Source organism: Okeania sp. SIO3I5 (assembly GCF_010672085.1).
In the GTDB taxonomy this organism is placed as follows: domain Bacteria; phylum Cyanobacteriota; class Cyanobacteriia; order Cyanobacteriales; family Microcoleaceae; genus Trichodesmium.
The window spans coordinates 1-24,112 of sequence record NZ_JAAHHT010000065.1; the positions used below are offsets into that span (position 1 = coordinate 1).

Annotated in this window: 17 protein-coding genes and 1 pseudogene; 5 read left to right on the forward strand and 13 right to left on the reverse strand. The window is 37.2% G+C overall.

Going from position 1 to position 24,112, the window contains the following annotated elements; translation table 11 throughout:
- Nucleotides 1–866: 866 nt before the first annotated feature.
- A complete protein-coding gene (locus F6K40_RS16495) occupies nucleotides 867–2,222 on the forward strand; it encodes a glutamine synthetase family protein (protein WP_293137663.1) in 1,356 nt (451 codons plus the stop codon).
- Between the two features lie 1,390 nt (nucleotides 2,223–3,612).
- Nucleotides 3,613–4,731, forward strand: coding sequence for an amidohydrolase family protein (locus F6K40_RS16500; protein ID WP_293137665.1), 1,119 nt, complete (start codon nucleotides 3,613–3,615; stop codon nucleotides 4,729–4,731).
- A 1,326-nt stretch (nucleotides 4,732–6,057) separates the two neighbouring features.
- On the opposite strand, the gene F6K40_RS16505 is transcribed toward F6K40_RS16500, so the two are convergent.
- Complete coding sequence (locus F6K40_RS16505) at nucleotides 6,058–7,107, reverse strand: mannose-1-phosphate guanylyltransferase (protein ID WP_293137667.1); 1,050 nt, start codon at nucleotides 7,105–7,107, stop codon at nucleotides 6,058–6,060.
- Between the two features lie 958 nt (nucleotides 7,108–8,065).
- On the opposite strand from F6K40_RS16505, the gene F6K40_RS16510 reads away from it, so the two are divergent.
- Together F6K40_RS16510 and F6K40_RS16515 are read left to right on the forward strand one after the other, a co-directional pair.
- Nucleotides 8,066–9,412: an LCP family protein gene (locus tag F6K40_RS16510; protein ID WP_293137669.1), complete on the forward strand. Its 1,347-nt coding sequence runs from the start codon at nucleotides 8,066–8,068 to the stop codon at nucleotides 9,410–9,412.
- 619 nt (nucleotides 9,413–10,031) lie between these two features.
- Nucleotides 10,032–11,456 carry a DUF3987 domain-containing protein gene (locus F6K40_RS16515; RefSeq protein ID WP_293137671.1) on the forward strand — a complete coding sequence of 475 codons (1,425 nt, stop codon included), beginning with the start codon at nucleotides 10,032–10,034 and terminating at the stop codon, nucleotides 11,454–11,456.
- Nucleotides 11,457–11,499: 43 nt separating this feature from the next.
- Here the strand turns inward: F6K40_RS16515 and pyrR are convergent, their stop codons facing one another.
- From pyrR to F6K40_RS16530, 3 genes are all read right to left on the reverse strand, one after another.
- Nucleotides 11,500–12,030 carry a bifunctional pyr operon transcriptional regulator/uracil phosphoribosyltransferase PyrR gene (gene pyrR / locus F6K40_RS16520; RefSeq protein WP_293137673.1) on the reverse strand — a complete coding sequence of 177 codons (531 nt, stop codon included), beginning with the start codon at nucleotides 12,028–12,030 and terminating at the stop codon, nucleotides 11,500–11,502.
- Between the two features lie 384 nt (nucleotides 12,031–12,414).
- Nucleotides 12,415–13,419: an adenosylcobinamide-phosphate synthase CbiB gene (gene cbiB, locus F6K40_RS16525; protein WP_293137675.1), complete on the reverse strand. Its 1,005-nt coding sequence runs from the start codon at nucleotides 13,417–13,419 to the stop codon at nucleotides 12,415–12,417.
- Between the two features lie 98 nt (nucleotides 13,420–13,517).
- Nucleotides 13,518–13,961: an Rrf2 family transcriptional regulator gene (locus tag F6K40_RS16530; protein WP_293137677.1), complete on the reverse strand. Its 444-nt coding sequence runs from the start codon at nucleotides 13,959–13,961 to the stop codon at nucleotides 13,518–13,520.
- 313 nt (nucleotides 13,962–14,274) lie between these two features.
- Between F6K40_RS16530 and F6K40_RS16535 the strand changes: the two genes are divergently transcribed.
- Nucleotides 14,275–14,706, forward strand: a complete 432-nt coding sequence (locus F6K40_RS16535) for an AbrB family transcriptional regulator (RefSeq protein ID WP_293137679.1) — start codon at nucleotides 14,275–14,277, stop codon at nucleotides 14,704–14,706.
- 376 nt (nucleotides 14,707–15,082) lie between these two features.
- Here F6K40_RS16535 and F6K40_RS16540 read toward each other — a convergent pair whose 3' ends face one another.
- The 9 genes and pseudogenes from F6K40_RS16540 to F6K40_RS41370 all read right to left on the reverse strand — a co-directional run bounded on the left by F6K40_RS16540 (nucleotide 15,083) and on the right by F6K40_RS41370 (nucleotide 23,798).
- On the reverse strand, nucleotides 15,083–15,991 hold the full coding sequence (locus tag F6K40_RS16540) for an AAA family ATPase (protein WP_293137681.1): 909 nt from the start codon (nucleotides 15,989–15,991) through the stop codon (nucleotides 15,083–15,085).
- Nucleotides 15,992–17,767: 1,776 nt separating this feature from the next.
- The gene (locus tag F6K40_RS16545; protein ID WP_293137683.1) at nucleotides 17,768–18,865 is read right to left on the reverse strand and encodes a bifunctional riboflavin kinase/FAD synthetase; all 1,098 of its coding nucleotides are present in this window, start codon (nucleotides 18,863–18,865) and stop codon (nucleotides 17,768–17,770) included.
- Between the two features lie 93 nt (nucleotides 18,866–18,958).
- On the reverse strand, nucleotides 18,959–19,873 hold the full coding sequence (locus F6K40_RS16550; protein ID WP_293137685.1) for an MBL fold metallo-hydrolase: 915 nt from the start codon (nucleotides 19,871–19,873) through the stop codon (nucleotides 18,959–18,961).
- A gap of 417 nt (nucleotides 19,874–20,290) precedes the next feature.
- Entirely contained in the window at nucleotides 20,291–20,536 is a 246-nt protein-coding gene (locus F6K40_RS16555; protein ID WP_483143772.1) for a zinc ribbon domain-containing protein, read from the reverse strand.
- Nucleotides 20,526–20,585, reverse strand: a pseudogene (locus F6K40_RS41600) (hypothetical protein); the annotation flags it as partial. The pseudogene F6K40_RS41600 and the gene F6K40_RS16555, both read right to left, overlap by 11 nt.
- Nucleotides 20,586–20,733: 148 nt before the next feature.
- Nucleotides 20,734–21,357 (reverse strand): RNA-guided endonuclease InsQ/TnpB family protein, encoded by a 624-nt coding sequence (locus F6K40_RS16560; protein ID WP_293137689.1) that lies wholly within the window; start codon nucleotides 21,355–21,357, stop codon nucleotides 20,734–20,736.
- 28 nt (nucleotides 21,358–21,385) lie between these two features.
- On the reverse strand, nucleotides 21,386–21,595 hold the full coding sequence (locus F6K40_RS16565; protein ID WP_293137691.1) for a helix-turn-helix domain-containing protein: 210 nt from the start codon (nucleotides 21,593–21,595) through the stop codon (nucleotides 21,386–21,388).
- Between the two features lie 565 nt (nucleotides 21,596–22,160).
- A complete protein-coding gene (locus F6K40_RS41365) occupies nucleotides 22,161–22,709 on the reverse strand; it encodes a DUF655 domain-containing protein (RefSeq protein WP_375340575.1) in 549 nt (182 codons plus the stop codon).
- A gap of 6 nt (nucleotides 22,710–22,715) precedes the next feature.
- A complete protein-coding gene (locus F6K40_RS41370; RefSeq protein WP_375340576.1) occupies nucleotides 22,716–23,798 on the reverse strand; it encodes a phospholipase D-like domain-containing protein in 1,083 nt (360 codons plus the stop codon).
- Nucleotides 23,799–24,112: the final 314 nt, after the last annotated feature.

The following is a 24,112-nucleotide window of genomic DNA, read 5'->3' on the forward strand; positions in this document are numbered from 1 at the left end:
TAGAAAAATCTCTGAGAAATTTTCGACTAACTATATAGGTAAGTGAAATTTTCATCTCCTCAGAAAAATGGCAAAAAGTTGAGGGGAGACAAGAGGCGAGCGCTCCACTTCAGAAAATTTCTAATTTCCTCTATAAAGAGCAGATATTTTAGAAAAATCTCTGAGAAATTTTCGACTAACTATATAGGTAAGTGAAATTTTCATCTCCTCAGAAAAATGGCAAAAAGTTGAGGGGAGACAAGAGGCGAGCGCTCCACTTCAGAAAATTTCTACTTTCCTCTATAAAGAGCAGATATTTTAGAAAAGTCTCTGAGAAATTTTCGACTAACTATATAGGTAAGTAAAATTTTCATCTCCTCAGAAAAATGGCAAAAAGTTGAGGGGAGGCAGGGTGCATCTCATATTGGCAAAAATACTTTTTTTATATTCCCTATATTCCTATTCCCCATTTGCTAAAAGTGATAAATTTTTAGCTTTATTCAAAATTGAGATGCACCTCACCACCTTTACCTATTCTTTCAATAAATTCCCACTTTTCATTCCAAGGTTCTTTCTTGCTCATAACAAACCTCAACAAATTTAGTATATAATAAGAAAGAATATTATATTTAGGACTTACTCAAAAACTATTATAATGTTATAGTTTATATGGTCTCTGTATAATTCCTAATATTATTATAACTAAATCTTAAACTTAGTTCATTATATTAGACATCTCCAGAAAAGGTTCTTAAACTCTTACTCTGCTTTTCTAACAATTAGCATTTTTGGAAAAGTCTATTAGTAACAGTTTAATATTCAGCTTTTTGTTGGGTTGCGCTGTCGCTTAACCCAACCTACTATTCCCTATTGCCTTCTTTAAAAACATGAACGACAAAAACCAAAATCTACAAGAAGACATTTTCAAACATCTAAAAGAAAGCGGTATAAAATTCGTCCGTGTCCTTTTCTGTGACAACGCCAACATCATCCGCTCCAAAGCATTCCATATTGATCTATTACCAGAACACTTCCATACAGGAGTCAGCATCACAGTTGCTCAACAAGCACTACCAGTCATGTATGATGCGGTAATTCCCGAAACAGGTCTCACTCCAGTAGGAGAAGCTTGGTTAGTTCCTGACTGGTCTACCCTCCGTACATTACCCTACGCTCCTACTCACGCCAGTGTAGTTAGCGATATATTTAAAGATGGCACTCCCTGGTCTTTGTGTCCCCGTAGATTTCTCAAACAAGCGATCGCCTCTGCCGAAAAAGCAGGTTTACAAATAAAAGCTGCCTTTGAAAATGAATTCTATCTCTTGAAATCTACTCCTGATGGTATTGCTCCCACAGATGATACAGTTTTTGCCTCAACCTTGGGGATGGATATTAACCGTCCTGTCATTGACGATATTACTGACTGTCTCATCGCCCAAAAAATGCAAGTAGAAAGATATCATCCAGAGTCAGGTCCTGGTCAAAACGAAATTTCCATCCGCTATACCGACGCTTTGCAAGCTGCCGATAGACAAATAAGTTTTCGGGAAACAGTCCGAGGAGTAGCTCTCAAACATGGACTTACTGCCTCTTTTATGCCAAAAATTTTTGCCGATCAAGCAGGTAATGGTTGCCACTTACATCTAAGTCTGTGGGAAGGAGAACAAAATATTGTTCCTGACTCAGATGGAATAGGGGGACTCTCCAAAACTTCTCAGAGTTTCATTGCAGGTATTCTCGAACATTTGCCTGCTTTGATGGCGCTGACAACTCCGAGTGTTAATTCTTATCGTCGCATCCGTCCTCATTTCTGGAGTGGTGCTTTTCGTACTTGGGGTTTAGATAACCGAGAAGCTGCTGTTAGGGTACCGAGTAATTTTGCTCCACCGTCTCCCACTCATTTTGAATTGAAAACATCTGATGCTTCTGCTAATCCTTATTTAGCTTTGGGAAGTGTCATAGTGGCTGGTTTGGATGGGGTTAACCGAGGTCTTGATCTTGGGGAACCGGTGAGAGTCGATCCGGGAAATATGATTCCTACAGAAAGGGAGGTGCGAGGAATAGATGCTTTGCCTAGTTCCTTGGCAGAAGCGATCGCTCACCTGAATAATAATGATGTACTGAAAAATGCTTTGGGAGCTGAGTTAGCTCAAGCATTTATTGCTGTTCGTCAAGCTGAATGGGAGGCGATGAAAGATATGGAGATAGAGGAGGAAGTTAAGATTTTGTTGTCTAGATATTGAACTTTGCCATATCAGGACTTAGGCAAACCAACCAAGAAACCGGATTTATTCCCTTAATTTTCTTTCAAATCAGGAATTACGCGGAACTATCATATCTAGTCAGGGCGAATGCCATTCGCCCCTACAGATGGTTTATAATTTCGTCAGGACTTAGGCAATCCCAACCAAGAAACCGGGTTTATTCCCTTAATTTTCTTTCAAATTAGGAATTACGCAGAACCATCATATCTAGTTAGGGCGAATGCCATTCGCCCCTACAGATGGTTTATAATTTCGTCAGGACTTAGGCAATCCCAACCAAGAAACCGGGTTTATTCCCTTAATTTTCTTTCAAATCAGGAATTACGCAGAATCATCATATCTAGTTAGGGCGAATACCATTCGCCCCTACAGATGGTCTATAATTTCGTCAGGACTTAGGCAATCCCAACCAAGAAACCGGGTTTATTCCCTTAATTTTCTTTCAAATCAGGAATTACGCAGAATCATCATATCTAGTTAGGGCGAATACCATTCGCCCCTACAGATGGTCTATAATTTCGTCAGGACTTAGGCAATCCCAACCAAGAAACCGGATTTATTCCCTTAATTTTCTTTCAAATTAGGAATTACGCAGAACCATCATATCTAGTTAGGGCGAATGCCATTCGCCCCTACAGATGGTCTATAATTTCGTCAGGACTTAGGCAATCCCAACCAAGAAACCGGGTTTATTCCCTTAATTTTCTTTCAAATCAGGAATTACGCAGAACCATCATATCTAGTTAGGGCGAATGCCATTCGCCCCTACAGATGGTCTATAATTTCGTCAGGACTTAGGCAAACCAACCAAGAAACCGGATTTATTCCCTTAATTTTCTTTCAAATCAGGAATTACGCAGAACCATCATACCTAGTTAGGGCGAATGGCATTCGCCCCTACAGATGGTTTATAATATCAAATCCAGTAGTATCGGTAGAATTGAAGACCGTGGGGGTTTGGTCTCCAGACCCTCTACAAACTAGGAGTTTTCGCTCTTTTCTGATGGTAGAATTATATCACTTCCGTTGCCCAGCGGATTTGATCTAACTCTTATTCCTTCTGACTCTTACAGCGGTTTAATGATCAATAAACCACAATCATACTGACTCCGTACGGACGTTGCTTGAGCATTAATGCTAACGTCCCTACCTCATTACTCCTTACTCCTTACTCCTTACTCATTACTCCTTACTCCTTACTCATTACTCCTTACTCATTACTCCTTACTCATTACTCCTTACTCATTACTCCTTACTCATTACTCCTTACTCATTACTCATTACTCATTACTCATTACTCCTTACTCATTACTCCCTACTCCCTACCTCCACAAAAATACTTTCCATACGCAAACCCTAATTATATATCATGGAACTTTCAAATATACCTGCTATTGATCAACACGCTCATAACTTATTACAAGCAGAAGCGATCGCTCGTTATCCTTATGCTGCTGCTTTTACCCAAGCTAATCATCCCGATATTATTAATTATCATGCCCGTCATACCCTATTTTATCGTCGAAGTTTACGGGATATGGCAGACTTATTAAAATGTGAACCACAAGAGTCAGAAATATTAGCAAAACGAAATAATTTAGGCTTAGAAAATTTCACCAAAATTTGTTTTAAAGCAGCTAATCTTGACACAATTTTATTAGATGATGGTTTTCTCCCAGAGGAAATATTACCTTGGCAATGGCATCAACAATTTGTAGGTGTACGGCGATTATTAAGAATAGAAAACCTCGCCCAAAATCTTATTCCTCAAGTAAATAGTTTTGCCGAATTTTGGGAAAGATTTAGAGCAGAAATTGATCCTCCACCGCCAGAAGTAGTTGGTTTTAAAAGTATTGCAGCTTATCGTACAGGTTTAGAAATTCAACCTGTAACAGTAGAAGTAGCAAAATCTCAATTTAATACTATTAAAAAAACAACAGGAGAAAAACCACCACGTCTGAATGATAAATCTTTAATTGACTTTTTAATAATCCAGACATTAGAAGTAGCTGCCAAACATAAAATACCGATACAATTTCACACAGGATTTGGCGACCCAGATTTAGATTTACGTTTATCAAATCCTCTACATTTACGGTTTTTATTAGAAGATAATCGCTTTCATAATGCTCCCATTGTTTTATTACACACTTCCTATCCTTATACCCGTGAAGCTGGTTATTTAGCATCAGTTTATCCTAATGTTTATATAAGTTTTGGGCTAGTAATACCTTCCTTAAGTGTAGCGGGAATGGTATCTGTAATCAGGCAATTAATGGAATTAGCACCTATTAGTAAATTAATGTATTCTTCCGATGCACATTTGATTCCTGATTTATATTATTTAGGTGCGAAATGGGGGCGAAAAATTTTGGGAGAAGTGTTAGATGAATCAGTGAAAGATGGAGATTTAACTATTAAGGAAGCTGAGGAAATAGCTGTGGAGATTTTACAAGGCAATGCTAGTCAGATTTATAATATCAAGTAACATTAATTAACCCCAATGTAGGGACGTTGCATAAGAGCGTCCTTACTAAAATAATTGGGTTTAAAGCCCCGCCTTTATCGGCGAAATGTTTTTGGAGCCTTGCTCTAATCCCCGTTACAAAAACCGCTTCTGACTTCTGACTTCTGACTTCTGACTTCGTTAAGAGGTTGAGGCAACGAAACCCAACATATATAGCACAACGCACTAAAGTTAGGATATCCTACGGCTTTGTTGTATGAAAGCATATAGCTACCGCACAAGATCCAAGATCCATGTACTTCATACTTCTACAACTATTGTCCAATACAGCGGTTTTCATTTCAGTAGACCACAGTAGGGACGTTCCATGGAACGTCCCTACTCGGTTTTGGTTGTGACAGTGTGGTTCATTAATTTGAAAAGCGCTGTAAATAAATCAAACATCTTAGGTTTTTTTGATAAAAAAAGGCTGAAACTTATATCTGTAAAGGCTTTGAGCCATTTAACTATTAGCCAACAAATGAACAAAACATCAATCTATAGAAAGAGGGTGATATAGCTGCCACTAGGTTGACCTTTCATGTCGAATCTGGCAACCGAAAAGCGGAACAGATTTTATATGGCTATTACAACAAAGCCATATCCTACTGTTAATATTGTGATGTTTTTTTCAACCAAAATTTATTCTCTTATACCAATTTGATAAATGTTTGCTACAAATAGCTAGGGAATTTTTTAGGAGTCAGGAGTCAGGAGTCAGGAGTCAGAATGAATGGTATAAATACCGTTTTTTAGGTCTTAAATCACCTTTTTTGTCAAAGGGATATCTCCTATAAAATCTTTTTATTGCCTCTATTATTCGTAACATTCTTTTTTTAAAATGGTATTATAGCGCTTTTCAAAACAAGCAAAATATTGTAGGGAGGTTCCATGGAACCTCCCTACCTACTGTGATCTACCAAAATGAAAACAACTGTAGCTAAAAAACGTACTGCCATACAAGTTTTGTTGGGTTGCGCTGTCGCTTAACCCAACCTACTGGACTGTTTCAGCTAAAACTGTGCATTAGGGAGTAGGGTAGGGACGTTCGCATTTTTGTTATGCAACGTCTGTACGGGAGTGGGGGAGTAGGGGAGAAAGACTGTTGTTGGGTTTAGGTCCCTCAACCCAACCTACATCTATTGCAACATTTAAGATGAAACAGTCTACTACAACTACAATTATTCCCTTCTTCTTCCTCCTTCCTCCTTCCTCCTTCCTCCTTCCTCCTTCCCTCTTCTTTCTTCCTACTCCTTTAAATCTCCTATTCCTCCTGACTCCTGACTCCTGACTCCTGACTCCTTCTTCCTACAATAAATCCTTAAACTTAGGATGATCTGCCAAACTCTTCAATACCTTCTTAATCTCCTGCGATCGCTCCTTTTTCACAATCAAAGTCACATTCCCATCCCTAACAACAACCACATCCTCCAAACCAATAGTTACAATAGCATCATCATCGCTAGACGAATAAAAAATCGACCCCTCAGTATCCAACCCCAAATGATTAGCCAACTCCACATTCACACTATCCCCCTTAACCAAACGTTCCAAAGCATTCCAGTCGCCCAAATCATCCCAACCAAAAGCCACAGGTAACACAAAAGCTTTCTCAGTCCTCTCCATCACCGCATAATCAATACTATTCTTCTCCAACTGAGAATAACCCCCAGCACCCATCGCCTCCAAAACAGTCATCATAGTCGGCACATACTTTCGTAACTCAGCCAACATTACCCCCACCCTAAATACAAAAATACCCCCATTCCAACTAAAGCGTCCTGTTGCCAGAAACTCCTCAGCCTTCTCTCGGTTAGGCTTTTCCGTAAACCGTGCCACCTGATAAGCATCAAATCCACCAAAATTTCCTGCCTCTTTTCCCTGTTCAATGTATCCATAGCCAGTAGAAGGAAAAGAGGGCTTCACACCTAGGGTGACAATAGCCTCCTGGTTCGTAGCCAATTCGGCTGCGGCCTCCAGAGTCTTCTGGAATACTTCTGGCTCACCGATCCAATGGTCAGCCGGAAAAAATCCGACAAGTGCATCTTCCCCATAACGGCGTGCCGTTTCTATTGCTGTCCAGGCAACAGCAGGGGCAGTATCCCTTCCTTCCGGTTCTGCCAAAATATTTTCTTTTGGCATCTGGGGTAACTGTTGTCCCACACCTTCGGCCAACATTGCCGAAGTTACAACCCATAAACCATCCCAACCATTAGATAATGGGAGTAATCTGTCTGCTGTTGCTTGTAATAAACTTTTACCACTACCGTCCAGAGAGAGAAACTGTTTAGGTCGATGCTTACGACTCAGAGGCCAAAAACGTTCTCCTTTACCACCAGCAAGAATAACAGGTATCATCGGATTCTAGATTACTCAATAGACTTAGATTATTCCATATTAAGTTCTCATTGCCAGTTTCTGCCAAATTTTTGAACTGAACTATAGTAGCGAAATTTTTGTCGAGAAATGGTATTAAACTAAGACGTCTTAGTTTGAGTAATCGTCAGAATTTTGAATTTAGATTTTGATTTTGGAATTATTTAGGGTTTGCTGAAAAAGTCTTATGGATGAGGGTAGTCCTCAGGAGTCAGGAGTCAGGAGTCAGGAGGAATGGGGAATTTAGAGGAGACAGGAGGAAGAATTATCACTTGATTTTTCGGCCTTTGTCAACCCTTTCATCCTAACTTTATGCAGCTCTTTAGAATAAAAATCTTGTACTTTTTCAAGACTTAAAAAGACTAAAACTTTTATCTATCAATGCTTTTAGATTTAATCAGCAAGCCCTATTTATGAATAAAACTTATTAGACTTCTCCGAAAAAGAGGGAGTAGGGGCGATTCGCGAATCGCCCGTACGGGAGTAGGGGAAAAGAATTGATGATTTATACACGATAATTAATTTTTTTTTGATTATCACCAGATGTCTATTATAGCACTACGCATTAAGGTTAGGACATTTCTAAATCCTGTTTGCGTAGCATTCCGCAGGAAAAGCCTTTGACAGTTCACTATTCCCTATTCCCTATTCCCTATTCCCTAGCGCGTAGCGCTATATACTCAGGACTTACGCAAATGTTGACATGATACGCTATCTGTAGAGGGCGAATGCCATTCGCCCCTACTATATATGGTGGTTCTGCGTAAGTCCTGATACTAACTCCCGAGTTATCCTACTAAAGTGATTATTTTTGCCAGTTTCTCCCAAATTTTCCAACTATAGTAGTGAAATTTTTGTGGAGATACGCTCTTAAACTAAGACGTCTTAGTTTGAGCAACCATCTGAATTTTGAATTTATATTTTTATTTTTGGATTTTTTATGAATAATACCTCTTCTACTAATACTAACTCCCGACCTCTTTGGTTTAAATGGTGGTTTTTGATATTTATATTACTTTTGAGCGGAACCATAACTACTTCTTTCGGAGCAATAACTGCTTTGTTTGCCCCCGTTGAACCAGAATTTATCAGTCAACTACTCCAGGAATTTACAGCAGATGTTATGTGGCGTAAACGCTTGCCTTACCAACTTTCACGATCTATAAATATCCTAGTTATGGGAATTGACCAAGTTCCAGGAGCCGCAGCAGATTCTCCAGATATATTTGAGGGTCGTAGTGATACTTTACTATTAGTACAAGCTAATCCTACAAATAAGACTGTTAGTTTACTCTCAATACCACGAGATACTCAAGTCCGAATTCCTGGAGTAGGTATTGCCAAAATTAATGAAGCCAATGTTTACGGGGGTCCGCAACTAGCAGAAAATGTTTTAGAATATACTCTCAATGATATTAAGATTGACCGTTATGTGCGAGTCAGCAAAGGAGCGTTTCGAGAATTAGTAGAACAACTAGGTGGAGTAGAAGTTTTTGTTCCTCAACGTATGTCTTATGTTGACAATACCCAAAAGTTAAACATAGATTTACAAGCAGGTTGGCAGATTCTCAATGGAGAACAAGCAGAACAATTTGCCCGTTTCCGAGAAGACGTCTATGGCGATATTGGTCGCGTGCAACGACAACAAGTTTTGCTAAAAGCGCTAAAAAGTCGCGTTACTAATATGGGAGTGTTACCTCGGTTGCCTCAAATTATTCGGGTGATGCTGAAGTATGTTGATACTGATTTAAGTTTTCAGGAAATGTTGGCTTTGATCGGTTTTAGTCTTGACTTAGAGCGGGAGGATTTCAAAATGGTAATGTTGCCTGGAAAATCTAGTTTAGCAAATGATTATGCTAGTTATTGGGTTATAGATGAGGATGGTCGCGATCGCGTTCTGGAACAATATTTTGATGTCAAATTAGACAAGTTTAATTATGACAATATATATAATCCGATGGAGGTAAATGAAATTTTGCCTACCGAGAATACAATAGCTGTACAAAATGCTTCTAGTGATTCTCAAGCAGCGACAAAATTTGCTCAGTATTTGCGCGATCGAGGATTTTACAATGTTTATGTAGTACCTGACTGGTTTGAAAAACAACGTTTTACTCAAGTTATCGTTCAAGGGGGTTATTTAGAGTCGGCAGAATTTGTGCAAAATACTTTAGGTTTTGGTCAGATTGAACCTACTTCTACAGGTGAAATTGGTTCTGATTTGACTATTAGATTAGGGGAAGATTCTGTTAATCAAATTAATCTTTTACCAAAAAAGAGGGAGTAGGGAAGACAAGGAGGACAAGGAGGACAAGGAGGACAAGGAGGACAAGGAGGACAAGGAGGACAAGGCAGAAAAAAAGCAATTTTCATTGCTGGATTAAATGCTGGCAGTAAGCAATAATATCAAATCCGGTAGTATCTAATACCGCCAGAAACACGTTTTGTTTTAAATTCCCCACTGTATCAGGACTTAGGCAAAGAAACCGGGTTTTTAGGAGAAATCCTTGTTTTTAACAATCAACATTGAGGAAAAAACCCGGTTTCTGGGTTAGGAAAGCGTAAGTCCTGTGTATAACATCTATTTCCCACTTTCCCCGGTTTCTTATAACACTTCCGTTGCCCAGCGGATTTGATATTATCTACTTTTACAAAAAGTCTACATATTTTTTGGATATGTCTATTTACAGAGATAGAAACTGAAGAGAAACTGCCATCAAAAATCATCCAAATATTATATTTGGGGGCGCAGTTTTGCTGAGTTCAAACCAACCTCAACTAAGGTACTTATTGAATTGCTTATTCTGTGTTGAGGCGATCGCTTTGAGTAAATCCCAATCGAAAATGTTAGCCATGATATAATTAATTGTTATTGTAAAAATAGCAATTTTAAGCCCCCTAAATTTATGGCCAAATATCCAAATCAAGAAGCAAAATTAGAGGATGACATAGCAGAGTTGGGAGAGATAATTAACTCTAATCAGCCTTTACCCTGTGACAAAATCTTACCCAAAAAACTACACCCTATTTTGACATTTGCTCAAAAGTTAGGAGTCGATCCTGAACCTGTATTAGTCACCCTAGAAGCTACTATGGCTAGTATGATACACCCAGAAACAAGGATAGTAGGCAGAAAATCTTCAAATTATCAGGAAGTCCCCACTATCTTCTCAGCTATTGTTGAGGAACCAGGATCAGAAAAATATTTTCGCATAATAAATGCGATCGTCTTCAAACCTCTATTCATAATGCAAAAAGAAGCTACAGAAAAATACAAAGCTCTCTTATCAGAGTACAAGAGAGATTTGGCAAAGTGGAAAACTGCTGACAAAAAAAATAGAGGTGACAAACCTACACCACCTAAGGAAAGACAATACATCACAGGGGGCTATACTCCAGAGGCACTTAGAGCAATGGCAGAAGATAATCCCAAGATTTTAAGATTATTTGACAAGCTAGCTAGAGAAGCTAATAGTCGTGGTAAATACACCAGTAGTAACGGTGGTGAGGCACAACAGTTGTTGGAAGGTGACAACGGTTATCTGCCATCAATGAACAGAAGAGGCAAGCGCTACCCCAGTTGTTCAGCTAATCTATCACTTTTAGGAGGTATTCAGCCAGATCTTTTGTCGAAAATTATCTCAAAAGCAGATCCTACTGGAAAGTTTGCCCGGTACAATGTAGCCACCTTAATTAGAAGACCTCATTACTTGAATGAAGATAGTGATAGTGACGTACCTTTAAACCTTACTCCATTACTGATTAGTATCTACAAAGCAATAGATGAATTGCCAGCTTTTAAATTTCACCTTACCCCAGAAGCTTACACAATCTTTGAAAAATATCACAATACAGCTGAATTTAAGAAATTTGAAGAAACTAAACCAGCTTTGATTTACCAGTACAACAAAGCCGACGGTAAGATTCTGAGATGGGCACTGCTGTATCACATTTTGGAGGCTGTGGCAAATGGTGAGACTCCTAGTGAGACTATTAGCGAAAAACCTATGCAGATTGCTGGACATAGGATAAGATATCAGCTCGATCAAGTTAGAGCTATCCTAGCTAGAACGGAGAACACTGAGCCTAGTAAGTTGTCACAAATTTACCAGTTAGCTTTAAGGAAAAATCAGCCAATAACTCCCAGAGATGTCAAAAGGAGTGGTCATGCTAAGACACTAAATCAGGCAATAGAAGATTTCAGGCGATTGGAAGCTATGGGTTATGGTCAGACAATTAAAACGAGTCGTACCTGCAAGTTTGTAGCCAACAAGGAACCAAAGGTGGCAAAAGACGCCTTAAACCTACAGTCGCCTCCTCAAATAACTTAAAATCAAATAGTTCACCCGCTTCGGAACTCCTAATCCCTGCCATCTACCGAAATAACTCTACCCCATCTCTCCCGTCAATATCTTGCATATAAACCTTCACCTGCTCTTCCTTTGCAGTAGGTAATTTTTTACCTGTAAAATCTGGATGAATAGGCAATTCCCGATGCCCCCTATCCACCAAAACAACCAATCTAATTACTTCTGGGCGACCATACTCCAAAACTGCATTCAAAGCAGCTCGCGCAGTTCGACCTTTATAAATCACATCATCAACCAACACCACAATCTTACCAGTAATATCCACAGGAATTTCTGTTTTAGCTGGCGTTCGCATTCCCACTTGATCCAAGTCATCCCGATAAAAAGTAATATCCAAAGCTCCCACAGGTACCTTAACTTGTTCGAGTAATTCAATTTGATTTGCCAAAATTTCTGCTAGTGGCGCTCCTCTAGTCTGAATACCTAACAACACCAATTGAGATAAATCTCCTGACTTTTCAATTACTTGGGAAGCTAGACGAGTAACAGTACGTCGTAACTCCTCTGCTGATAAAATTTCTACTGTATTACTCATTAGACATCTCCGAAAAAGATATAGACTTTTTGCATTGCATATAGTAGTAGCGCGTCTAACTTGAAAATGTGGGTAAATTTGAGAATAATTAAGACCTCTCCCCCAACCCCTCTCGGAGCAGGAGAAGGGCGACTCTTCTCCCCCTTCCCTCCCCCCTTTCAAAGGGGGGCAAGGGGGGATAGTTGTGGGTTTGGGGGGTTAGGTTTTACCCACAACTTTAGCCTAGACACGCTAGTAGGTAAGTAGCAAACATTTATCGCACCTGGTATTAGACATCTCCAAAAATTAAAAATCCAACCAATTCCGATCCAGAAATTATCAATTACTTCTCCCTATTCCCTGTTCCCTATTCCCTGTTCCCTGTTCCCTATTTTCTAGAAACATCTATTTATTCACCCACCATAAATAACTGATAACTGATAATCCCAACCAGATCAAAAAGCAGTACCGAGTTAACTGCAATGCGCGATCGATAGTTTCTGCTGTAATTGGATGAGTAGGTTCTCCCAATAATGGTTTATGTTTAACCACCCCCTTGTAAGAGTTAACACCCCCCATTTGCACTCCCAATGTTGCAGCATAAGCACACTCACTCCAACCAGCATTAGGACTTGGATCTTTCACTGCATCTCTTTGACATATTCTCCAAACGTATAGAGGTTTGCCAGAGAGAAATGCTATAGTCAGCACATTTAAGCGACAAGGTAGCCAGGTTAAAACGTCTTCTAACTTGGCACTAAACCATCCTAGATCGGTATAGGGTGCTTCTTTGTAGCCTACCATTGAGTCTAATGTACTAACAGCTTTATAAGCAAAGGCCAAAGGTACACTGCCTACATTAGGTATTATTGCTCCTACTAAAGCATAAAATAATGGTGCTATTACCCCATCTGTAGCATTTTCTGTAACTGTTTCCAAAACTGCACGAAATATTTCTGAAATTGATAAATTTTCTGTATCTCTACCAACATATAAACTTAATTTTTGACGTGCTTCAATTAAATTACCATTTATGACAGGTTGAAGTACGTCTTTAGCTGCCACATTTAAACTTTTACCAGCAAAACAGCTAGCTAATAGAATACTCTCTAATATTACTACTAATAAAGGAAATTGGACAAAATTTATTCGTAAAGCTTGAACAATTAACCAACTGATAATTCCACTACCGAAAACAAGAGCGACTGCCAATAAAATACCTGCCAATCTCAGTATAAGTCCAGGGAGCTTCTCTCTATGATATTTACTGAGTTGAAAAATCAGTTGAGTGTAATGAGTAATTATCCAACCCATCACCTTGACAGGATGTGGCCAACTCCAAGGATCGCCGATTAAATAATCTAGGCAAGCAGCTATAAAAACAACAATGAAGCTATAGTTATAAGTCACAGGAATTCAAGAATTATAAATTTGTTTTAGTCAATAATCATTGTTAATCATCTAAATGCCGATTAACTTGCACAACTTTATAGTCAAACTATCAAAAACTAAACAACAAAACTTGTTTCTTCTCCTACTATAGCTTGCCAACTACGGACATCGTAGTATAAATCTTCTAGGGAAATATTGTAAAGAGTTTCAGAAAGTTTTTTATGTAGCCGATTCCAGATACAATAAGTAACCCAGTCTTCTGCCTGGTTAGTATCAGGAGCATATCGAGGCAAAGGTTCGATTGTTTCACCAACAGATTCTAGTATTTGTCCTAGAGATATTTGAGCTGGTAATTTAGCTAATTGATATCCACCTTGAGCGCCACGAAATGAGATAACTAAACCTCCACGACGCATCTCTATTAGTAACTTTTCAAGATAGGCTACAGGTATCTCTTGACGTACTGCTATTTCTTTGACAGATACTGGAGTATTACTTTTTTGTAAGCTTAAATCTAAAAGTGCCTTAACACTATAATGTCCACGAGTAGTTAACTTCATTCTATTGTTATTAATTAAAAGGGACTAGAGTAATTTATAGCTGCAACTATATCAAATGGCCACTCAACTAAACTGGTTAATAGTTGATAGTTGATTACTCAATGCTTATATTACATACTATATAGATGATTGCTGAATTTAATAAATCCCTATTATTAGATTATTGTCTTAAAAATTTAATCAAATATGTGAATTTTTGACATAATTAGTGTAATATAGTTTTACAAGCAAATATCAAGCTATTGTTTCTTGGAACTTAAACAAGCTCAGACAAAAGTTGATAACTGTAGTTAAGTGTTATAGGATAGAAAACATGGGTAAAAAGAAAAATCCTGAACCCTTACAAGGGGAAGAATTACTGGAAAAAGTCAAGAACTTAGGCAACAAAACTAAGGAAGACAAAGCTAGAGAATGTGGCTACTACACCGTTACTAAAAATGGTGTTGAACGAGTTAACATGATGAAATTTTTGAATGCTTTGATTGATGCTGAAGGTATTAAATTGGATGGGAAACAAAATGGTAATGGACGTGGGGGACGTTCTGCTAGTTATAGGATTAGCGTACAATCTAATGGTAATTTACTGATTGGTGCAGCTTATACTAAACAAATGGATTTAAAGCAAGGAGATGAGTTTGAAATTTCCTTGGGACGTAAACATATTCATTTGCGTCAAGTAGATACAGATGCGGATCTAGATTTAGAAGAAGAAGAGGATCTGGAAGAGGAAATGGCACCAGCATGATTTTAAGTTGAGGCTAAATACTTCACATATTTACTATTTACGGAAAAGTGAAATTGAAACCCCCGTCTCTTTCAGAGCTATCCTTTACCCATAAGTCTTATAAGTGCAGGGTGGGGAGTGTGGAGAGTAGAAGAGCGAGAGGAGAGGATAAGGCAAAATTCTGTTATTCACTTTTAGCCACCTCTGTACTGAATGAGAAATGGCAGGTTTTTCTTCACCTCCCCTCTCCACCCTCTTTCCCCTTTCCCTATCCTACAAGCAATTTAAGAGATGTGGGTAAAGCATAGTCTTTCAGAGCGGGGATAAAAACGAGTAAGCTTAAGTAGCTCAAGTCATTTTCGCTTTCCTGTACTATTATTTCTCACAGCTAGTCAAACTAGGAAACTGTGACAGAACCCAGTAATCTTTCCACAATTGTTTGAGCGCGTTTTCCTCCTACTGTTATCAAACGATGAGAAAGCACATAAGGAACAAGAAACTTCACGTCATCAGGAATAGCATAATCTCTTCCTGAGAGAAAACCTAACGCTTGAGTTGCTTGATGTAAAGCAACGGTTCCACGAGGACTAACACCTAGTGTAATTTCTTCATCTTCCCTTGTTGCTCTAACCAATCTGAGAATATACTTTTGCAAAGACTCATCTACTTTTACCATGTTGCACAAACGGCGTAACTCCTGTACTTCCTCCAAAGTAATGCAAGCTTTTAGAGTACTGACTCCTGAACCTTGAGAGATTCTTTGTAACATCTGAAGTTCTTCCGACTCTGTGGGATAGCCTAATGTTAGAGATAAAGTAAAACGATCCATTTGTGCTTCCGGTAGTGGAAATGTCCCTTGATACTCAATTGGGTTCTGAGTTGCGATGACAAAAAATGGGTTAGGAACAGAACGTGAAACCCCATCTACGGTAACCTGTTTTTCCTCCATCACTTCCAAAAGAGCAGACTGAGTTCGAGGTGTTGCACGATTAATTTCATCTGTCAATAGTACGTTTGCAAATACCGGACCTGGTAAAAATTCAAATTCCCCACTGCGGGGGTTCCAAATATTAGTACCAGTAATATCAGTAGGTAGTAAGTCAGGAGTACATTGAATACGCTGAAATTTTCCAGCGATCGAATAAGCTAGAGATTTTGCTAGTAAGGTTTTACCTACACCAGGAACATCTTCTAAAAGAACATGACCCCCTGAAAGTAGTGCTACTAATACTAATTTGATGGCATCTTCTTTACCAACAATTGTCTGACTAAGATTTTGTTTGAGCTTTTCAATACTTTCTTTCATAAAATTATTATTTGCTGTATCTAATAGACATCTCCAAAAATCAAAAATGAAATCAATTCAAGATATGAAATCAACAATTTCATTCCCTATTCCCTATTCCCTGACTTCTGCAAGAAGTCTAATAATTACTTTTATTGTTTTGAGATAGACAAAGGTTATAATATTATACTTTTTTTTTGAAAGAAAAAGCTCAAAGCCTTTTTTTGGTAATGTTTTTAGATTTATTCGGTGAACTATAGCAATCCTATTTAATAGGAGTCAGGAGTCATAATTTTCAAGGTTTTCAGTTTAAATAAACTATGATAAAAATTATCACAATCAATGGGCGAATTGCTATATAGCAATCATATTTCAGTTGTGAGATTTTAGTGGTAATTAGAAGTCAGGAGTCAGGAGTCAGAATCTAAAAAGATTTTGATTGCTCTTAATTGTTCTTAGATATAGCAATCCTCCGCATATTCGTGTCAAAAATCTTACTGCTTTTTAGGGAACAGGGAACACTTAACTGGGAACAGGTAGGAGTTTCAGTTTTTTTATGTACTTTTTGATTTGTCACAACCTATTTAGGATTGCTAGATCTCATAAATCATTCCTGATTGCTATATATCTAGTTGACAAAAGAATGAATTTTCAATTGTACCAAATTAAATTCACTTCAATAGTTTCCATAAATAAAAATTAACTATAAACGTCCTTACTAAATTTTAGGAGGAAGTTTTGGGGGTTTTGATAAAACCCGATTTCATATATAGCAATCCTAAATAGACATCTCCAAAAAATATATAGACTTTTTGGAAAAGTAGGGAACAGGGAACACTTAACTGGAAGGAAGATATTTTCAGTAAAAATGTACATAAAATGATTTTATCAGGAAATTTTACAACTCTATTTTATGATAAATAAAGGGCAAGTTTATTTTCTGGAGATGTCTAATAGGTTGTAACAATTCAAAAACTAGAAATAAACTCTGAAATTTTTCCCTATTGCTCATTGCCTATTCCCTATTCCCGAAAAGCAGTAAGATTTTTATACACAAATATATTAGAGGATTGCTATAATACTTAAAATACTATCGCGATCGCTGTGCCTATCAGAAAAACTATGAATCAAATTGTGAGAATTTAAGAATTAAAAAGGAATAGGATTAATTCCCATTCCTTGAATTAAATCTGGTTGAAATCGCACAATTATTCAAATTGATCTACAGTTAGCAGGTCTCAGTCTTAATACTTCTAAAGTTATGTTCAACAATTAATAATTAACAATTAATAATTAATAATTACCGAAATAATTAATAATTAAACAATTAAATAATTAAATAATTTAGGTATAAAGCCTCCCCTTTTAAGGGGAAAAAAATAAATCTTTTCCTTTTAGCCAATCCTCTCCCTAAAAGGGAGAGGTAATTATCATTATCCATTATCCATTAATGAACTCTTCTTATCAAGAAGATGATTTTGCTCAAAGGAATTTTTTTCTGATCTTGGTCGATTAGATATTGTTAGGCAACCCATCCATCCCTCTACCGCTTTTTTCTCCATGAATGGAAAGGATTTATATCTTAATTTTTCGGATAAAAATAATTGTTTTTTTGCCTATTCCCTATCTTCTTTTGGAGTTGCTGAATCAAGGTATGAAAATAAAAATTGAACAATCTCAAATATTTGTTATTCAATAGTAATAGTTGAGTCACTACCAAAAAATACAAATCATACCCACGCATCAGCAACCCCCTTCTTTTTTATATTTCTTGATACATTCAATCTCTTATATAGTTTAATTTGTAAGTATACTTCTAGCAATTATACAATCTTCATGTATTTGAGCTTTCAGTAAATCTAGAGAAGCAAATTTTTGTTCGGGTCGCAAAAACTCTATCAAATTTACAGTTAAAGTTTGACCATATAAATCTTGAGACCAATCTAATAAGTGAATTTCAACAGATGGATGTAAACCATTTAATGTGGGACGAAAACCAACATTCATTACCCCTAAGTAGGAGCGATCGCTCCTCAATATTTCTTGAGGTTGCTTTTCTTGAGAAATATAGACTTCCACAGCATAAACCCCAAAACGAGGCAAAAATTTTTGTTGTGGTAACTGAAGATTTGCTGTAGGAAATCCTATAGTTCTACCTAATTGTTGCCCCTGGACTACTTGACCGACTAAACTGTAGGGGCGACCTAATAAACGATTTGATTTCTTTAGGTCTCCTTGTTCTAAAGCTTCGCGAATTATAGAACTGCTAATACGTTCTCCATTTTCACAAGTGTACAGAGGTACAGTTGTCACATCTATATTATAGTTAGCAGCGATCGCCTCTAAATCTTTGGCTTTTCCTGCTCTTTTTCGTCCAAAACAGAAATCATATCCTACACTTATTTGATGTGCTTGTAAGCGTCTGACTAAAATTTCTTCTACAAACTCAGTGGGAGTTAAATTTGCCAACTCTTGATTAAATGGCAATAATACTACTTGTTCAACTCCAATAAGTTTTAAAAGAGCTAATTTTTCTTCTAGTGGAGCCAACAATTTTTTGAGTTTTCCACTAAAAAATTCTTGGGGATGAGGATTAAAAGTAACAACAGTGGAATAAATTTTTTGCCTTTGGTAATCATCATCTTTATTCAATTCATTTTCAGAATCCCATGATGATAGTTTTAAATTTTGAGGCCACAATTTCACCTTTGTGCCTTCATCTACTTCTGAACTTGTTGCCAATTCTGATGGACATACAGAAAGTAACTTCGATCTACCCTTTAAGTTGAAAATCGGTTTAATTACTTGCCTATGTCCTCGATGTAAACCATCAAAGTTTCCCAAAGCAATTGCAGTTGGAGTTAGAGCAGTAGCTAAAGAAGAAGTTATCCACACACCTTATATTTCTATTAATTTAGTTATCTTTTCTTTTACCAGATTTAATCTGTTTTTTCTAAATTTTTTGTTAGTTTACTAACAAAATTAAAATTAAACAGAAATTTTAACTTCTTTTACACTATTTACTTCTGAATTTTTTTCTTGACCATTAGAAGGAGATATCAATTGAATTGACAAACCTTCTCTCGCCATTAAACTATTAGGAAATTTCTCTGCCACTTGCTCTCCCACCTTATCTAAAAAGTCATCATTATGCAGGGGATCATGGTGAAAAATTACCAATTTTTTGACTTGAGCTGCCTTAGCAATTTTTACAGCTTCCTGCCAAGTTGAATGGCCCCACCCTATTTTACTAGACTTTTCCGAGTAATATTCTTCATCTGTATAGGTCGCGTCGTAGATTAAAACATCTGCTTGACGAGCCAAAAATAAAACATTTTCGTCAAGGCGATCTGGGAAATGTTCGGTGTCAGAAACATAAGCAGCAGAATACCCATGCCAATTTACACGATATCCTATTGCTTCTCCTGGATGATTAAGCAAAGCATTTTCTATAAGTACATCATCAATTTTAATTGACTGACCTATTTCCAGATCGAAAAATTTGAGTTCTGCCCCCATAACTTGCAAAGGTACTGGAAAATTGGGGTTGAGCATTTGGTCATTAAGTCTTTGTTGAATAGTAGCTCCATTAGGAGCAACTAGCCCATATATAGAAAAACGGTTACTTTTAACAAAGGCAGGCACAAAAAAGGGAAAACCTTGAATGTGGTCCCAGTGGGAGTGAGTGAAAAACAGATGGGCCTCTATTGGCATTTGAGACAGAAGAGATTGGCCTAGAACTCGGAGGCCAGTACCACCATCAAATATCAGGCGATGTCCACCAACTCGCATTTCTAAACAAGGTGTGTTGCCTCCATATCTTACTGTTTCTGTGCCTGGGCAAGCAATACTGCCTCTTACGCCCCAAAATTGAATTGTAAATTGATTTTGTTTAACCGACATGAGTTTTATCGCAGAATTTATTCAGTGAGTCCATCGAGGAGATTTTTTTTATGAGTCAAATTTTTGCCACTAAATGGCTGTGCCCTAAGAATTAATATATTAGCCCAATAATATTTTAACTCTTATTTTCCCTAATTTACTATGATTGACATCCTCCCAACGTTGCTCTAGGAGACAACGCGGGATTCCTATCTATTCAAACAGACGCTCGCTGAAAGAACTCAAGGCGGGTAGACGACTCATTGCTGCTTGCTGGCTTTTTACCGAAACAATTAAACAATTAAACAATTAGATAATTCAGGTTTAAAGTCTCCCCAATAAAGGGGAAAAAAATAAATTTGTTTCCTTCTTGATCAATCCTCTCCCTTTTAGCGAGAGGTAATGAATAATTACCCATTATCCATTATCCATTATCCATTATTGAAGGCTACTCCTCGTCTTGTTTAATGTCTCGGACTGTCCGCCCGCGACTTCACTAAAAAGTGATAGTTGTACAGGTGTTTCTAATATTTTAGTTTCAAAAGTTGCAACTATTGGGGTATTTAAAATCTTAATTGCTGCATTAATATCTCTATCATGGAAAGCACCACAATTTAAGCACGTCCACTCCCTAACGCCTAATTCTTTTTTACCACCTTTAAATCCACAACAACTACAATGCATGACTGGTTGGCTCCCATCTATCAATAACTCTAAATTCTCTACCATACTTTTCAGCCTTTCCTTCTAAAAATGTCCTAAAAGTTCTCCATCATAAATCACTAATTGCTTTAGCTAATTTGCGATCTCTTGGTGCGCGTTCCCTTGCGCCTGTCGGCGACGCGGGGTCGCACCGCTTTTTAACCATCCCAGAAACATTGTCATACTTCTAAAACAATTGTTTGGTTTTTACGAATTATTTCAGTAGATAATTTATGTAGAAAATCTGCTCTAATGTCTTTTATTTTTGCATGGAGTCTAGCTATTTTTAGTCTACGTTTTTCACGACGCTGTACTGAGGTTTCGCGAAACGTTACTACTGGTTGGGTCTTAGCAAATTTACGTTGAAATTTAGCTAACTTTTTCAGGTTCTGTTTGAGTGGCTTCGGAGCTTCAATTTTATCTCCATTGATCAATGTAGCAAATGTTGAGATACCTAAATCTATACCTATATAACTTTCAGTTTTAGGTAGATATTCAGCACAAGTTTCTACAACAAAACTAGCAATGCTAGGACGGTCTGCACTATCTTTAATTATACTTACAGAAGTAGGTTTACTAGGCAATGGTCTTGACCAAACTATTTTGATTTTTCCTACTTTTGGTAGATAGATTTTATCTTGATCAATTTTGTAATTACCTCCTACAAATCTAGCAGTTTGCTTTGACTTTCTACTTTTAAATTGAGGTGGTTTTAGGGGCGAACGGCCGTTCGCCCCTACTCCTTTTCGTTTACATTTGCAACTTTGAAAAAAGTTTTGATAAGCTTGATTTAAGTCATTCAATGATTCCTGTAATGGAGTGAATCGCTACTTATTTCAACCAAAGCAGTTCTCTCTTAGCTTGTGTTATGAATTGTTTTTGTAGTTCTGAATTACTTGGCTTTTTAACACCATTAGCATACAGTTGATTGCAATGTGCTAATGATTGATTCCAAACATATCTGCAACAGCCAAACAGTTGACTTAGTTTTTTAATTTGGACATGATTAGGGTAGATGCGATATTTGTATCTTGCTTTCACTGTTTTCGACCTTTTTCTAACACTAAATATTAACAGCGTAGCGGATTTTTATACTATTATTATAGCATATTATTTGTATATAATTATGACATCGAATCATAATTATATACTCACCATTCATCCAGGCGCTATAATCTATGATTTAGCGCCTGGATGAATGGTGATTGCAGGTAAATTTGAGGCAGTAAGTATATTGGTGAGAATTAAGTTAGTTTGGTAATGGTGGACATATCAGCAGGACTAAAGCCATGCGAACCCAGAAACCCGGTTTCTCGTAGATGCTTATTGTCAAAAACAATGATTTACCTTAGAAACCGGGTTTCTTTGCGTAAGTCCTGATCAGGTTATTCTCAACAATTGACATCTTTTTTGTATTGGTTATTGTAATGTGGAATAGTTAGATTAAGAATTAGCATTAATATTAGTTTTCAAGTGATAAAACTGTTCAAAAAGAGCTTAACTTGGTTCGCGGATCTCTTGATAATTTTTACAATAAATCGGGTTTATGGAAGGTAAATTTTAGTATGGTGGGGCATCTTATACAAACCCGGTTTCTCTGATCTATTTACCAAGTCACCCGATCGCTTAATTTCTCTAACATTTTAGGTCCAATTCCAGATACTTGATCGAGGTCTGCTAAAGATGTAAAAGGTTGATTTTTTCTTTTTTGAATAATCCGTTCTGCTAATTTAGGTCCGACGCCTGGCAGTGTTTCTAATTCTTTAGCAGTGGCAGTATTTAGATTAATTTTCTTGTTAGTATCTATTACTAAAGTTTCAGTTTCTATTAATCGCTCGCCACACTCTTTTTGCTGTTTCTCAACTTTTTTGATCAACCAGGATGGTATACCTATAGTTGCTGTTTGATAAAGTCTTTGAAATTCACGGTCAAAATGAGCTGCTACTGTGGAATTTTCTATTACTAATAAAGTTTCATCGTTGTTCTGATTAGCTGCTTTCGTCCAATTCTGAGAACCAGTAATTACAATGGAATTATCAATAATTCCAAATTTGTGATGGAGGCGATCGCCAGGGGGTAAGTTAGGTACGCCTACTGTAGATATCGGTTTTTGCCAAGTCCGATTATCAGTTTCATATTTACATTTATTTGCCAAAGCAATTCACATCATATCTAATCCTTCACTATAGTAACGATAGGCAAAACTAGGGTCAATTAAACCTTGAATTAAGACTCTTTGTAGGGATTTATTTTCTAGGGTATTAACTAATGGTTGTGATGAAAATACAAATAGGGATAAATTAATAGATGTTTGTGCTTTTTCTAATGTTTGATTTATTAAACCATTTACACTTTCTTGCCAAGATTGACTACTAGAAATAGGAGAAAATTGTACGGCAACTTTTGTATCACCAACTAATACTTGCCTGGTATTTCTGAATGGTTTTTTCACACCAAATTTACTATCTGGTTTACCTCCCGGACCATCTCCCCATAAGATATTAAATTCTTCTGTGAATAATTCAGCTAATTCCAAACTTTCTATTTTTAAAAGATTATTAGCATTTCCTCGACTCAGGGGTTCTGAAAAATCCCCATGAATACCACTGGTAGTAAAATTAGCCGACGTGACAATAATACTTTCACCATCCACAACTAAAAATTTATGGTGCATCAGACCGCTACCCTTAGAACCATCAGCAGTATCATCAATCAAGGGAACTCCTGCATTACTTAAAATTATTAGAGCATCCCTACGGTTAATTTCATCTTGACTAATCTCCCCATCCATGTTAATATCAGCAAGCTGAATAAACTCATTGTAGCGATTGCGCTCCCGTTCAGGTAGTCGATCAACCTCAGATGGACTTAAACTTCCCCAGGGACGATTGTAGGTATTTTCAATAATTACTCGCACTTTCACCCCTGCTTGATATCTTTCGGCCAAAACTTGAGCGATCGCTGGCAAACGTAACTCTTGAACTGCGACATCTACACTAGAAGTAGCATTAGTAATAGTATTAACAATTATTTCTTCGAGATTGTCTCCTAGTCTGGTTTGCTGACGTAGGGGTTCAGTGTAACTTGAAGCTTGGGATTGATTAAAGTAAGATTTAATTAAGGGGTCTTGTGGCAATGGTGATATGGGACGAACTAACTGCTGAGGTTTATTCAGACAAGCAGTTAGGCTAAAAGCCAAGAGTAAAACATAGCCAAAGCGCAGTCGAATAGAAGGAAATAGCACTGATATTAGCAAGGTCAATCGCTTATTACTTCATGTAAAAAAAAATTTGTAGTTTGGAAACCCAAAGCACTCTAGGTAGAGGGCTTCTGACAAAATACGATTATAGTAAGCTACAAAGCGTGACCTATAGCTTAAATACTTCTCAATATTAATTATACTGAAATTTCAGTATGAGTAAATTTTGAACATTATTGCACGATGGCCAATAATTTAGGGTGATAGTTAAATCAAATTTTCTTGAAGTACAAATATTTTCTGTATTGTCCATTTGCTATGGTATTGGGAAGTAAGAATGACAGCCAAAACCGAGAGAA

Bases quoted from the DNA above. Each gene is read 5' to 3' on its own strand.
- F6K40_RS16510 (WP_293137669.1), top strand. From the start codon at position 8,066: ATGAATAATACCTCTTCTACTAATACTAACTCCCGACCTCTTTGGTTT.
- F6K40_RS16495 (WP_293137663.1), top strand. From the start codon at position 867: ATGAACGACAAAAACCAAAATCTACAAGAAGACATTTTCAAACATCTA.
- F6K40_RS16540 (WP_293137681.1), bottom strand. From the start codon at position 15,991: ATGAAAGAAAGTATTGAAAAGCTCAAACAAAATCTTAGTCAGACAATT.
- F6K40_RS16505 (WP_293137667.1), bottom strand. From the start codon at position 7,107: ATGATACCTGTTATTCTTGCTGGTGGTAAAGGAGAACGTTTTTGGCCT.
- F6K40_RS16530 (WP_293137677.1), bottom strand. From the start codon at position 13,961: ATGAAGTTAACTACTCGTGGACATTATAGTGTTAAGGCACTTTTAGAT.
- F6K40_RS16500 (WP_293137665.1), top strand. From the start codon at position 3,613: ATGGAACTTTCAAATATACCTGCTATTGATCAACACGCTCATAACTTA.
- F6K40_RS16535 (WP_293137679.1), top strand. From the start codon at position 14,275: ATGGGTAAAAAGAAAAATCCTGAACCCTTACAAGGGGAAGAATTACTG.
- F6K40_RS16515 (WP_293137671.1), top strand. From the start codon at position 10,032: ATGGCCAAATATCCAAATCAAGAAGCAAAATTAGAGGATGACATAGCA.
- F6K40_RS16555 (WP_483143772.1), bottom strand. From the start codon at position 20,536: ATGCATTGTAGTTGTTGTGGATTTAAAGGTGGTAAAAAAGAATTAGGC.
- pyrR (WP_293137673.1), bottom strand. From the start codon at position 12,030: ATGAGTAATACAGTAGAAATTTTATCAGCAGAGGAGTTACGACGTACT.
- F6K40_RS16550 (WP_293137685.1), bottom strand. From the start codon at position 19,873: ATGTCGGTTAAACAAAATCAATTTACAATTCAATTTTGGGGCGTAAGA.